Origin of the sequence: Vibrio injensis (genome assembly GCF_001895205.1) — a bacterium.
GTDB lineage: Bacteria > Pseudomonadota > Gammaproteobacteria > Enterobacterales > Vibrionaceae > Vibrio > Vibrio injensis.
This window is the reverse complement of sequence record NZ_BDJF01000016.1, coordinates 702,971-715,741: the sequence shown is the minus strand read 5'-3', so window position 1 is coordinate 715,741 and position 12,771 is coordinate 702,971. Positions and strand designations below refer to the sequence as shown.

The following is a 12,771-nucleotide window of genomic DNA, read 5'->3' as shown; positions in this document are numbered from 1 at the left end:
AGTAATATTCAGTTAATTAACGATAACATATTGAAAACTAGTAGCATATCCGATGGCAAGTCTACTACTTGCGTTGTTCGTTCACAACTTAGTTTTGGATAGCTCAAAAAATGTGACGTGGTTAAATGAGAGTATTGAAGAATGACTGAGGCTGATGATTGAGCGATAAACCTTGTTTAAGTAGGTATTGAATCCCTTAATCAATCTGAGCGTAAGCATGATAAACTCAATGTCTATCTATTTAGATTTATTGGGATAAACCATTATGCCGTCAAATTTACCTAAATCGTTTAGCCGTCCATTTTTAAAAATGTTTCACCTATTGGAAGCGGTACTACTTATTGCCATCACTTTGGCAACGGTATATGCCATTGGACACGAGTTCATACATATTTTTGTTGAAAAACAAGTATTACTGACGGATATCCTGTTGATGTTCATTTATCTCGAGGTGTTGGCGATGGTGCAGCAATTTGTCGTTAATGGCAAAATTCCTGTCCGTTATCCTATCTACATCGCGATAATGGCTATTGCCCGTTATATTACCTTAGGTATGAAAGATTTGGATGCAATCCCTGTTGTTTGGCTCTCTTTTGCGGCGTTTATTTTAGCAGCGGCAACACTGCTCATTCGTGCTGGACATCACTATTGGCCGTACATCGATAGACATACTCAAGATAAAGACGAATAGTTAATTTAGCAAAGCTGATGAGAACGTTATTGATACTCAAAGTGGGCTGATTGACACCAAGGTTGCCACTTTAGGGTCAATCATCACAAGGTAAGTGTTTGTCTTTTTAATACACGAAAAAAGAGTGATACGTTGCGTATCACTCTTTGACCCGATTCACACGCTCACTTGCGTTACATCCACGTACAGTTTTAAGCGTTGCCCCGGTTGTAAGTATCGTTGATTGGCAAGCTCATTCCATTTGATGATATCTTGGGTATTGACCTTAAAGCGCGAAGCAATATCGCTTAAGGTATCGCCACTACGCACTTGATAAAATACAGTGCGGATGATCGCCCCTTCACTGCTTTGTTTCCAAATGACCAATTGTTGACCCACTCGTAGAGTATCTTGTGGGCTCATCGCATTCCAACGCGCTAGGGCTTGATAAGAAACATTATGCGCGCGAGCGATTGTCCATAGGCTTTCACCACTGCGTACGGTGTGATTCAGTTTGTATTGACCTCGCGCTAAAGATTGTGTTCTTGCTAGGCGGTTATTAGCGCTTAATGCGTAAGCTTCTTCATCCGTGACTGAGGTTGGGATCATTAAATGTTGCCCGACACGAATCGTATGACTGGTGAGATTGTTAGCGGTTTGAATAATTTGTGTGGTGGTGTTGTGCCGCTGAGCTATCACACTTAGGCTATCACCGGCTTGTACTTGATAGCGAACCAACTTCATCCCTTTACCACGGTTGGATTCGACTTGCTCACTAAACTCATCCACTTTATCGATGGGTATTAATAGTTGATGCGGACCTTCTGGCGCAGTCGCCCACTGATTATAGGCGGGGTTATAGCTTTGTAATTCTTTAACGCTGATCCCTGCATAATTGGCCGCAATGGCTAAATCTAACTGCTCTTGAGGGTCAACCAAGGCTAATACTGGTTGATTACGAATACTAGGAATGCTGATCCCATATTGCTCTTGATTAGCAACAATATCTGCCAGGGCGAGTAGTCTAGGCACATAACTACTGGTTTCTTTTGGCAAATCTAAAGAGAAAAAGTCGGTATCTTTACCGAGTCGAGTATTTTTTCTTATTGCACTTGAGACTCGGCCACCACCGCTATTATAGGCTGCAATGGCTAAATACCAATCACCATCAAAACGCCGATTCAAACGAGCTAAGTATTCGAGGGCGGCATCGGTCGCGGCAACCACATCTCGACGTCCGTCATACCAAAAATTTTGCTCCAAACCAAACATATTGCCTGTGGCGGGCACAAATTGCCATAATCCGGCGGCTCGACCATGAGAGTAGGCAAAGGCATCGAATGAGCTTTCTACGATCGGCAGTAAAGCCAGCTCTAACGGCAGCTCTCGTTGTTCAATCTTTTCAGTGATTAAGTACAAAAATGGTTCGGCACGTTTGGCAACGGTGACGAGATGATTGGGATGATTAAGATACCAATTACGATAATAATCGACCGTGGGGTCGTCAGCGATTGGTAAGCTTAGTTGCATGGCAATACGTTGCCATACATCATCTTGTTCTTGCGGTGAGCGAACTTGAATTTTAGGCGTCGTCACGTGAGGTTTAACGGCTTTCTTCGGTGCTTTTTGCACTTGAACCTGCTGATGGTTGGTTTTTACCTTCCCTTCATTGGTTTCTGAACTGGTCTCTATCTCTGGCTGGGTAAGCTGGCAACCTGCCAATAGCAGTGCAATTACCCAGCTGAATTGTACTCGCATATCACACAGCCTTGTCATAAATTGGCTGCTGATAATACTTGTCGTATTGAGCGGATGACAAGTAGCAAATCGTTAAAATTCATTCTTCCACTCACGCAAGGCGCTAAAAATAGCGAGTGGATCATGCTGCGTCGTTCGATTAGCGACGGACTTAATCACGCTCGGAACCTCGGTACGTAAGAAAGGATTGACCCATTTTTCACGTTGTAAGGTAGTAGGGAGTGTAGGTTGGCCTTGTGCGCGCATACGAATAACCGTATCTCGATAAATTTGTAACTGTTCGTTATCGGGCTCCACTGCCATCGCAAAAGCGACATTACTGGCTGTGTATTCATGAGCACAATAGATTTCGGTTTCTTCCGGTAGACTCAGTAATTTATTGAGTGAGGAAAACATTTGCTCCATTGTGCCCTCAAATACGCGACCACAGCCTGCAGAAAACAGAACATCGCCACAAAAAAGCTTGCTGTCGCCTACGTATCCGATATGACCTAATGTGTGCCCGGGGAGGCCTAAGATCATAAAACGTTCATTGAACAACTCAATTTGGTCACCATCTTCAACAGGATGAGTGAGAGTGGGGATCGGTTCTTGAGCGGGCCCAACAACGTCTACATGAGGATATTGGCGGACTAATTCGGAGACACCACCGATATGATCGTGATGGTGATGAGTGATCAGAATGGCTTCTAAGGTTAATTTTTGTTGTTGTAAGTAAGCTAAAACAGGTTGAGCATCTCCAGGATCAACGACGGCACAACGGCGATCGCTATTTTCAATCAGCCAGATGTAATTGTCATTAAATGCAGGTATGCTTTTGATGTGTAACATGAGTTATCTCCAGTCACGTGGTAAAGCGATTTAGCAATGAAACCAGCACGCAGTCAAAAAAAAATTGAGAGTCCGCATTCTTGGTCCCAACTCAAAAATGGCCAGTGGGTGTGCGAATCTATTCAAACCCGGCTTGACGAGTGGTGTCCTAAGCTTTTCGGTTATCACATGCTAAAATTGGGTGGTTTGAGCTGTGAGCTGTCCAGTGGTAATTGTACTATTCAACATCAAGTTCATCTGGATATCCATAATCCACGTCATACGGTTATCGCCGATGCTTATGATTTACCCTTTTTGGAAAAGAGTATTGATGTCGCGATTATTGCTCATCAATTAGATTACTGTAACGATCCACACCGAATATTGCGCGAAGTAGACCGAGTTTTAATTGATGATGGCTATGTGATTATTACGGGTTTTAATCCGATCAGTTTAACTGGTCTTGCTAGTATGATGCCTTGGCGCAAACATAATCTTCCTTGGAGTGGACGAATGTTTACCTCGAGCCGCATTAAAGATTGGCTCAGTGTGCTGAACTATCAAGTGTTAGAATGTGATCAATACGCGCTTTTTCCGATGCAAAAATATCGTCCGCTGTGGGCTTGGTTAGAAAATGCCATGGGTGGCTGGGCGAGTCCGTTAGGAAGCTTATATTTCATTGTTGCTCGTAAACGAACCTATCCACTTAAACCGATCAAACCGCACTGGCGTTTGAAGCGGCGTTTCTCGCCAGTCGGTTTTAACTATCGGGTCAAGTCAGAAGATCAATAGTTGATGTTATTTCCAAGCGCTTGTTGATCCAGACGATAGCGAGCCTATGTGCCATTCTAAGTTGACTTGGTAGTCATGAATTTAGGGTTGATAACCGACATCGTCTTCCGTTGGGTTTTCCGCCGCGCTACGTGCCAATTGATCACACATTTCATTTTCACGGTGACCGGCGTGGCCTTTTACCCAGCGCCAGTCTACTTTATGTCTTGCGGTTTCTTTTTCTAAGGCTTGCCATAAATCGGCATTTTTCACGGGTTTTTTATCTGCCGTTTTCCAGCCTCGTTGCTTCCAGTTATGAATCCATTGAGTGATGCCTTGACGAACATATTGGCTGTCGGTGGTTAGGATCACATTGCAAGGTTCTTTTAAGCTTTGCAGTGCGATGACTGCTGCGAGCATTTCCATTCGGTTATTCGTGGTGAGACGATAGCCTTTTGATAAGGTTTTTTCGGTTTGTTTATAGCGTAGCACTACGCCATAACCACCGGGGCCTGGATTACCTAAGCACGACCCATCAGTGAAAATTTCCACTTGTTTGTTCATGATTTGATACTATTGGATTATTCACACAATTGGCATAGTCTGACATAGATATCCTTATGAATACTAGCAGCAATTCGCAACACAATCGTATTGTGGTGCTTGATACCGAAACGACGGGTATGAACTTTGAAGGTGGACCTCATTATGAAGGGCACCGAATTATTGAGATCGGCGCGGTTGAAATTATCAATCGCAAGTTAACTGGACGGCATTTCCATGTTTATTTAAAACCGGATCGTGAGATTCAACCTCAAGCAATTGAAGTTCATGGTATTACCGATGCCTTCTTAGTCGATAAGCCACAATATAAAGAAGTCCATCAGGAGTTTTTGGATTTTATCAAAGGGGCTGAGTTAGTGGCTCATAACGCGTCATTTGACGTCGGCTTTATGGATTATGAGTTTGCCAAAGTAAACCCTGCGATCGGCAAAACTGAGCAGTATTGCAAAATTACCGATACCTTGGCGATGGCGAAGAAAATCTTCCCCGGTAAGCGCAATAACCTCGATATTCTTTGTGATCGTTACGGGATAGATAATTCGCATCGAACCTTGCACGGCGCTTTGCTTGATGCGGAAATCCTCGCGGATGTTTATTTATTAATGACCGGGGGGCAGACATCATTACAGTTTTCTGCCAGTTCACAAAGTGGCGAGCCGGCTGGTAGTTTTGTACAGCGCGTACAAGGTGAGAGGAAAAACCTTAAGGTTTTGCGTGCATCAGCCGATGAAATAGAAGCTCACCAACAACGTTTGGATGTGGTTGAAAAAAGTGGAATTTGCCTCTGGCGTCAGTAGGAGAGAGTATGTTACGGCTAGGAATAGTGATACTGAGTTTGTTATGCAGTATAGGAAGTTTTGCCAGCAATGAATCATCGCTTACCTTGCTTGATAACCGTTTTCGGGTGGATCCTACGATTTCACAAATTACCTTTGTCATTTATCGAGAGCAAAACTCCCGTCCTGTGGTATTAGTTCGCCCGGATGGTTTTAAGTATTATGCTTCTCGTCACCCTGATTACGTTCGATGGTATCAAGAGTCATCAATGGACATTGTTTCGATTGATAAACCGATGCCGGGACCATGGCAAGCTATCGGACAGATTTCGCCCAATAACCACGTGCGTTTGATTTCGCATTTGCAATTGGAAACTGATCAATTACCACATCGCTTATATCAAGATGAAACAATTAAATTTACCGCGCGTTTAACCTCGGACGGTGAGCCGTTGTTATTAAGAGATTTCCTTGATCGGGTTAAGCTTACCGTGACCTTTACTCGTTATGTCGACGATGAACAACAGTTACCTCAAGAAATGCGACCAATTCCGGAAGTCATTGGTCAATTTACCGATGATGGTCGAGGATTAGATGAAAAGCCGGGTGATGGTGTTTTTACCGTTGCTTTACCGATAACTCCTGAACCGGGTAAGTATCGTGTGCGTATTACATCAGGCAATGGCGTCTTTTTACGCGCTCAAGAGCAGGTGATTTTGGTTTATCCCACTCCTGTCGTGGCCACCTTTATTCAATCTCGTACCCAAGGTGTCGCCCACCAAATCAGTTTTAATGGTGAGCGAGGGATGATAGAGCCTGGCTCCATGGTCGCTCATATCGAGCATCGAGAGTTAGGGCAGCCACCATTCCTTGCCCAAGGACAAGCCGATCCTTCTGCTTTAGGTGTTGTTCTAACGGTCCCTAATGAGAAGCAATTTGGTAATTTTGCATGGAATGGGCAAGTCTATGCAACGGATTTATCCACGCAAAGGCCGCTCATCTTTCCCATTCGAGAACAAACTTATGGTGTGGTCAGTGAAATTGATTTAGCGACGACTCGGCGTATGCAAGAAGCTGAGTTAGAAAATCTTCGTCGTTTAGAGCAAGAAAAGCTCATTCAACACATGCGAGAGCAAGCGCGTCGGCGTACGATGATGTACATTATTTTTGGTAATCTTTTTGTTATTGTTGTTGCACTTGCTGGATGGTTTATTCGTCGTAAGCTGAAAGCGAAAGCGGTTGCTACGCAAGAAATGAATCTAAATATTCCGAAAAAACCGTAAACTACAACTGCTAAGAAGAGAAAATAACCGCAACAAAAAAGGAGGCGAGCCTCCTTTTTGTTTATCGGATAAGTATTAAACGCTTGTTTTTTCTGATTGAGTGGTCCCCTTTTTCTCGTTTGAAGTTACGCGACTTCTTCGAGTTTGGGGTGAGACTTTTTTGCTGCAAGTTCCTGCGGGTCAAAATCATCAACGTTAATCGTGTATAGACGATGGGCCTCAGCTTCAATCAATAGATCCGCTTCCCACTGAGTAAGCAACTGCTTCTCTAATCCGATTTTCGCTAGCTGATCCAACTGAGTAAAAGGGCGACGCTGATTGAGCGCGTCACACATCTTAGTAAAGATTGGCTCAGCTTGGAGAATAATACTCAACGCTTGTTCTATCTTACCTGCTGGGTTGTGTTCGGTTGGCAATAAATATTGATTACGTCCTAAGCGTGAACGTGCAGCACTAGGGGTTTGCAAGATCTGAGCAACCTGACTATCCAAATGGTCATTGGGCGCTTTACGAACCCGTCCAATAGGCATAATTAGAACGCGAAGCAACTTACCAATAATAGGATTAGGGAAGTTAGCTAAGAACTCATCAATCGCTAGTTCAGTTTGCTTCAAGCTATCTTGCAGCCCCCAATGAACGAATGGTAAATCTTCACTTGGTCGCCCATCATTTTCAAAGCGTTTTAGAGTCGCAGAGCTTAAGTATAATTGACTTAATATGTCTCCAAGACGGGCGGATAAGCGCTCTCTACGTTTGAGTGAACCACCCAATACCGCCATCGAAATGTCGGCCAGTAGTGCTAAGTTGGCACTGTAACGATTAAGTTTTTGGTAATAACGCTTGGTGGGGCCTTTGTTTGGCGCTGCCGAGCCATAGCCATCGGTAATCCCAAACCAAATACTGCGCACCAAGTTACTTAACGTGAAGGAAACATGGCCAGCAAGAGCTTGGTCAAACTGCTCAACGGCATCTGAACGGTCTGAGTATGCGGCTTCCATCTCTTTTAGCACATAAGGATGGCAGCGGATTGCGCCCTGACCAAAGATGATCATGGAGCGGGTTAAAATATTCGCGCCCTCAACGGTAATGGCAATCGGTGAACCTTGGTAACCGCGTGCCAAAAAGTTGGCTGGGCCTAAGCAGATCCCTTTACCGCCGACAATATCCATCGCATCGATAATTGAGCGTTGACCACGATGAGTACAGTGATATTTAACAATCGCTGAAATAACCGACGGTTTTTCGCCTAAATCGATGCCTGCCACGGTTAAATTACTCGCTGCATCCATCACATAAGCGTTACCGCCTAAGCGAGCGAGTGGTTCTTCAATGCCTTCCATCTGGCCGATAGGCTGTTTAAACTGGCGACGTATACGTGCATAAGCTCCGGTTGCTAACGCCGCAGTTTTTAGGCCCCCCGTTGAGTTTGAGGGAAGAGTGATACCACGACCAACCGATAGACACTCCACCAACATACGCCAGCCTTGCCCCGCCATTTTTGGCCCACCAATGATGAAATCAAGGGGCACAAAGAGATCGGTCGCTCGGGTCGGACCATTTTGGAAAGGGACATTGAGCGGGAAATGACGATTACCAATCTCAACACCTTTTAAGTGAGTTGGGATCAAAGCACAGGTAATACCTAGCTCAGGTGTATCACCTAATAAGCCATCAGGATCTCGTAGTTTAAAAGCTAAGCCAAGTACCGTAGCGACGGGCGCTAAAGTGATATAACGCTTGTTCCAGGTGAGACGCATACCAAGTACTTCTTTTCCTTCCCATTCGCCTTTGCAGACCACGCCAAAATCTGGAATAGAGCCAGCATCTGAGCCTGCTTCTGGGCTGGTAAGTGCAAAGCAGGGGATCTCTTTACCTTCCGCGAGGCGAGGTAAATAGTAGTCTTTCTGCTCTTGGGTACCATAATGTTGCAACAGCTCACCTGGGCCTAAAGAGTTTGGAACACCAACGGTGGAGGAAAGTACTCCCGATACACCAGTTAATTTTTGCAGTACCAGAGATTGCGCATAAGCTGAAAATTCTAAACCGCCGTACTTTTTCTTAATGATCATCGCGAAAAATTTATGATCTTTAAGATATTGCCAGACTTCAGGGGGAAGATCGGCCAGTTCATGAGTGACTTGATAGTCATTAACCATTGCGCAGACTTCGTTAACCGGGCCATCTAAGAAAGCCTGTTCTTCCGCACTCAGTGTTGGAGCTTTGATATTTTTCAGTTGTTGCCAGTCTGGTTTACCTTTAAATAGTTCGGCTTCCCACCATACAGTTCCCGCTTCGAGGGCCTCTTTCTCTGTTTGTGACATAGCAGGTAAAACTTTTTTAAAGACACGTAGAGCTTTACCACTGATTAAACTTTGGCGAACGGATGGTACCGCAAAAATAGCGATTGCTGCTAAATAGATAACCCAGCCAAAGAAGCCTATTGGACCAAACAAAGTTAAGCCAAACATGGTTAAGGTTAAAGCGACTAATCCAGTAAAGAGTGAAGTGCGATGGTATAAGCAAGCGCTTAAGACCAACAAGACTCCAAGTATAGAGAGCAAGATATCCATAATTATTTCCTTTTACAGACTCAATGAGACCTGATTGGTTGGGTGGTCTAACCAGTTGGATTGTAATCAATATATTAATGAAATGTAAAACGTCAAATCGGTCAAAAAGTGATCTCAGTGAAAAGAAAACTGTAAATTGTGCGTCAAGCGTCAATTTTGGAGTGGAAATAACATCAGATTAGGTCAATTTGTTGAGTGCTGACTCTCGACAGATAGCCTCGTTTGGGTAAACTCAACGGCATACCTAAGTTTCCTTAGTTGAAGCTTACCTGTCAGCAGAATAACCAAGAGACCAGATTATGTATCATGATTTAATTCGCCGTGAACTTAACGAAGCTGCCGAAGTATTGAATGCCTTTTTAAGCGATGAAAACAATATCGCGCAAATCGAAGCTGCCGCCAAAATGATTGCCGATTCTTTCAAGCAAGGCGGGAAAGTACTGTCTTGCGGAAATGGCGGTTCACATTGTGATGCGATGCATTTTGCTGAAGAGTTAACAGGGCGCTATCGTGACAATCGTCCGGGCTATCCTGGAATTGCGATTTCAGATCCCAGTCATCTTTCTTGTGTAAGTAATGATTTTGGTTACGATTATGTCTTTTCACGTTATGTAGAAGCGGTAGGAAGTAAAGGCGATGTGCTTTTTGGTCTTTCCACTTCGGGTAATTCAGGCAACATTTTAAAAGCGATTGAAGCGGCGAAAGCGAAAGGGATGAAGACGGTTGCTCTTACTGGAAAAGATGGCGGAAAAATGGCAGGTCTTGCTGATGTGGAAATTCGTGTGCCACATTTTGGTTATGCTGATCGTATTCAAGAAGTGCACATAAAAATTATTCACATTGTTATCCAATTGATTGAAAAAGAGATGGCATAAATCGAGTGATGGATTGACGGTATGTCAATCTTATCGCCGATGGTTTATTAGGAGTGATATAAACCATGTGTGAATTACTTGGTATGAGTGCCAATGTTCCGACCGATATCTGTTTTAGTTTTACAGGCTTGATGCAACGCGGCGGTAAAACGGGTCCACATCGTGATGGGTGGGGCATTACCTTTTATGAAGGTCGTGGTTTTCGGACGTTTAAAGACCCAGCACCAAGTTGTCAGTCACAAATCGCTCAATTGGTACAAAATTATCCGATAAAAAGCTGTGCAGTGATTAGTCATATTCGCCAAGCCAATCGCGGGGCGGTTAATTTAGAAAATACTCACCCATTCACGCGTGAATTATGGGGACGCTATTGGACTTTTGCGCATAATGGTCAACTGGTTGATTACCAGAGTTTGGCGCAAGGGCGTCATCGTCCAGTTGGTCAAACCGATAGTGAAGCGGCATTCTGTTGGTTACTGGATAAGTTAGAACAGCGTTACCCGCAGATCCCTGACAATATGCTGTCGGTATTCCAGTATGTTAGTCAATTATGCGATCAACTGCGTGATAAAGGTGTATTTAATATGCTTTTGTCTGATGGCGATTATCTGATGAGTTATTGTACTAACCATCTGTACTGGATCACTCGTCGTGCACCATTTGGTCATGCAGCATTGATTGATGAAGATGTTGAAGTGAACTTTCAAGAAGAGACGACGCCTAATGATGTGGTCTCGGTGATTGCTACTCAACCTTTGACGGGCAATGAAATATGGCAACGTATGAAACCAGGCGAATTTAATTTGTTCCATTTAGGTGAGCGAGTGGCGACGAACGTTGATCAATTGACTGCGGTCGCCTTTGCCCAAGCCAAGCCGGGTAACCAGGCCCCTAGTGAGCCGTTAGGCTAAGAGTTTCATCAAAACAAAGGGGAGTCGATACTCCCCTTACTATTTCGTGGCGTGAGCTACTGATCCGCGTAGCCATGAATTCCTAAAATATGGCCATCCAAAAGGGCTTTGCCGTTTGTCATGGCTAAGCGTCCTTCGACAAACCACTGTACGACTAAGGGATAGATCCGATATTCCTGAGATTGTACTCGAGCAGTCAGGCTTTCTACCGTATCGTTATCAAAAATAGGCACTTTGGCTTGTAAAATCACCGGGCCGCCATCCAATTGCTCGGTAACAAAGTGGACGCTAGTGCCGTGTTCTTCATCACCAGCATGAATCGCTCTTTGGTAAGTATTTAATCCCGGATACTTAGGCAGTAATGAGGGATGAATGTTGATCATCCGCCCCAAGTAATGACGAACAAAATCACTACTTAAGATACGCATATAGCCAGCGAGTACGACCAAATCTGGCGAATATTCATCCATCCATTTCATTAAATCAGCGTCAAATGCATCACGAGTATCATAGGCTTTAGGATCGATAAAGTGCGCTGCGGCTCCCGCTTTTTTCGCTCGCTCTAAAGCGTATGCTGTTGCTTTGTTTGAAAAAACAGCCGTTACTTTGCCATTATGGATACTTGTCTCACAAGCATCGATGATCGCTTGTAAATTGGAACCATTTCCTGAAACTAAAACAACAATACTTTTCATGAATTATTTGATCTCTACTTGCTCTTCATTGGTTTGTGCTTGAGCTATCTCACCGATAACCCATGCCGTTTCACCTTCTTGCTGTAGCAGTTGAACCGCTGCTTGTGCTTGGTCTTGAGGCAGAGCAATCACTAAGCCGACACCACAGTTAAACGTACGATACATTTCACGCGTTGCCACATTACCTTTCTCTTGTAGCCAAGTGAAAATCGCTGGCCATTGCCAACTACTACCATCAATAATCGCTTTAGTACCTTGTGGTAATACACGAGGGATATTCTCCCAGAAACCGCCACCAGTAATATGAGAAATGGCGTGAATATCATGCTCTGCAATCAACTTTAAGCCTGATTTAATATAAATCCGAGTTGGCTCTAGTAGATGTTCGCCAATGGTTTTACCCGCTAAGAGTTCATTCTTATCAGCCCCAGAGACTTCAAGGATTTTACGGACCAGTGAATAGCCATTAGAATGAGGACCGCTCGAACCGACAGCGATAAGTGCATCACCCACAGCCACTTTTGAACCATCGATAATCGCTTCTTTTTCAACCACACCAACACAGAATCCGGCTACATCATAGTCTTCACCTTCGTACATGCCGGGCATTTCTGCTGTTTCTCCGCCGATTAACGCGCATCCTGCTTGGACACAGCCATCGGCAATCCCAGAGACGACATCCGCTGCTGTATCGACGTCCAGTTTTCCGGTCGCATAGTAATCAAGAAAGAACAGGGGTTCTGCACCTTGTACAATCAAATCATTGACGCACATCGCCACTAAATCGATACCGATGGTGTCATGTTTTTTCATATCCAAAGCTAAGCGCAGTTTAGTGCCTACGCCGTCAGTGCCGGAAACCAAAACGGGATGCTTGTATTTGCTTGGAAGTTCGCATAGGGCACCAAAGCCACCAAGGCCACCCATAACTTCAGGACGACGAGTACGCTTTACTGCGCCTTTAATTCGTTCAACCAGCGCGTTGCCTGCATCAATATCTACGCCAGCATCTTTGTAGCTAAGAGAAGTGTTGTTACCGCTCACGGGGGAAGTCCTCGATCTAATTGGATATGAAAACGCCGCTATTC

General features: G+C 44.3%; 12 protein-coding genes. 6 read left to right on the top strand and 6 right to left on the bottom strand.

Features of this window, described 5'->3' with window-relative positions; translation table 11 throughout:
* The first annotated feature begins 265 nt into the window (after positions 1-265).
* Positions 266-691 (top strand): phosphate-starvation-inducible protein PsiE, encoded by a 426-nt coding sequence (locus BSR11_RS08630; RefSeq protein WP_072669987.1) that lies wholly within the window; start codon positions 266-268, stop codon positions 689-691.
* 156 nt (positions 692-847) lie between these two features.
* Here BSR11_RS08630 and BSR11_RS08625 read toward each other — a convergent pair whose 3' ends face one another.
* Complete coding sequence (locus tag BSR11_RS08625; RefSeq protein ID WP_072669986.1) at positions 848-2,428, bottom strand: LysM peptidoglycan-binding domain-containing protein; 1,581 nt, start codon at positions 2,426-2,428, stop codon at positions 848-850.
* A gap of 72 nt (positions 2,429-2,500) precedes the next feature.
* Positions 2,501-3,259 (bottom strand): hydroxyacylglutathione hydrolase, encoded by a 759-nt coding sequence (gloB, locus tag BSR11_RS08620; protein ID WP_072669985.1) that lies wholly within the window; start codon positions 3,257-3,259, stop codon positions 2,501-2,503.
* Between the two features lie 36 nt (positions 3,260-3,295).
* Here gloB and BSR11_RS08615 point away from each other — a divergent pair, with 36 nt between their 5' ends.
* Complete coding sequence (locus BSR11_RS08615; protein ID WP_072669984.1) at positions 3,296-4,030, top strand: class I SAM-dependent methyltransferase; 735 nt, start codon at positions 3,296-3,298, stop codon at positions 4,028-4,030.
* 81 nt (positions 4,031-4,111) lie between these two features.
* Here the strand turns inward: BSR11_RS08615 and rnhA are convergent, their stop codons facing one another.
* Entirely contained in the window at positions 4,112-4,573 is a 462-nt protein-coding gene (gene rnhA, locus BSR11_RS08610) for a ribonuclease HI (protein ID WP_072669983.1), read from the bottom strand.
* A 56-nt stretch (positions 4,574-4,629) separates the two neighbouring features.
* On the opposite strand from rnhA, the gene dnaQ reads away from it, so the two are divergent.
* Positions 4,630-5,370 (top strand): DNA polymerase III subunit epsilon, encoded by a 741-nt coding sequence (dnaQ, locus tag BSR11_RS08605; RefSeq protein WP_072669982.1) that lies wholly within the window; start codon positions 4,630-4,632, stop codon positions 5,368-5,370.
* Between the two features lie 8 nt (positions 5,371-5,378).
* Entirely contained in the window at positions 5,379-6,632 is a 1,254-nt protein-coding gene (locus BSR11_RS08600) for a TIGR03503 family protein (RefSeq protein ID WP_072669981.1), read from the top strand.
* Positions 6,633-6,757: 125 nt separating this feature from the next.
* On the opposite strand, the gene fadE is transcribed toward BSR11_RS08600, so the two are convergent.
* Complete coding sequence (gene fadE, locus BSR11_RS08595) at positions 6,758-9,202, bottom strand: acyl-CoA dehydrogenase FadE (RefSeq protein ID WP_072669980.1); 2,445 nt, start codon at positions 9,200-9,202, stop codon at positions 6,758-6,760.
* A gap of 299 nt (positions 9,203-9,501) precedes the next feature.
* On the opposite strand from fadE, the gene lpcA reads away from it, so the two are divergent.
* Both lpcA and BSR11_RS08585 read left to right on the top strand, forming a co-directional pair.
* Positions 9,502-10,077 (top strand): D-sedoheptulose 7-phosphate isomerase, encoded by a 576-nt coding sequence (gene lpcA, locus BSR11_RS08590; RefSeq protein WP_072669979.1) that lies wholly within the window; start codon positions 9,502-9,504, stop codon positions 10,075-10,077.
* Between the two features lie 65 nt (positions 10,078-10,142).
* Positions 10,143-10,988 (top strand): class II glutamine amidotransferase, encoded by an 846-nt coding sequence (locus BSR11_RS08585; protein WP_072669978.1) that lies wholly within the window; start codon positions 10,143-10,145, stop codon positions 10,986-10,988.
* Positions 10,989-11,044: 56 nt separating this feature from the next.
* Here the strand turns inward: BSR11_RS08585 and purN are convergent, their stop codons facing one another.
* Positions 11,045-11,683, bottom strand: a complete 639-nt coding sequence (gene purN / locus BSR11_RS08580; RefSeq protein WP_072669977.1) for a phosphoribosylglycinamide formyltransferase — start codon at positions 11,681-11,683, stop codon at positions 11,045-11,047.
* Between the two features lie 3 nt (positions 11,684-11,686).
* On the bottom strand, positions 11,687-12,727 hold the full coding sequence (purM, locus tag BSR11_RS08575) for a phosphoribosylformylglycinamidine cyclo-ligase (protein WP_072669976.1): 1,041 nt from the start codon (positions 12,725-12,727) through the stop codon (positions 11,687-11,689).
* Between the last annotated feature and the right edge of the window lie 44 nt (positions 12,728-12,771).

Bases quoted from the DNA above. Each gene is read 5' to 3' on its own strand.
- rnhA (WP_072669983.1), bottom strand. From the start codon at position 4,573: ATGAACAAACAAGTGGAAATTTTCACTGATGGGTCGTGCTTAGGTAAT.
- gloB (WP_072669985.1), bottom strand. From the start codon at position 3,259: ATGTTACACATCAAAAGCATACCTGCATTTAATGACAATTACATCTGG.
- BSR11_RS08600 (WP_072669981.1), top strand. From the start codon at position 5,379: ATGTTACGGCTAGGAATAGTGATACTGAGTTTGTTATGCAGTATAGGA.
- BSR11_RS08630 (WP_072669987.1), top strand. From the start codon at position 266: ATGCCGTCAAATTTACCTAAATCGTTTAGCCGTCCATTTTTAAAAATG.
- BSR11_RS08585 (WP_072669978.1), top strand. From the start codon at position 10,143: ATGTGTGAATTACTTGGTATGAGTGCCAATGTTCCGACCGATATCTGT.
- BSR11_RS08615 (WP_072669984.1), top strand. From the start codon at position 3,296: ATGAAACCAGCACGCAGTCAAAAAAAAATTGAGAGTCCGCATTCTTGG.
- fadE (WP_072669980.1), bottom strand. From the start codon at position 9,202: ATGGATATCTTGCTCTCTATACTTGGAGTCTTGTTGGTCTTAAGCGCT.
- dnaQ (WP_072669982.1), top strand. From the start codon at position 4,630: ATGAATACTAGCAGCAATTCGCAACACAATCGTATTGTGGTGCTTGAT.
- lpcA (WP_072669979.1), top strand. From the start codon at position 9,502: ATGTATCATGATTTAATTCGCCGTGAACTTAACGAAGCTGCCGAAGTA.
- BSR11_RS08625 (WP_072669986.1), bottom strand. From the start codon at position 2,428: ATGCGAGTACAATTCAGCTGGGTAATTGCACTGCTATTGGCAGGTTGC.
- purN (WP_072669977.1), bottom strand. From the start codon at position 11,683: ATGAAAAGTATTGTTGTTTTAGTTTCAGGAAATGGTTCCAATTTACAA.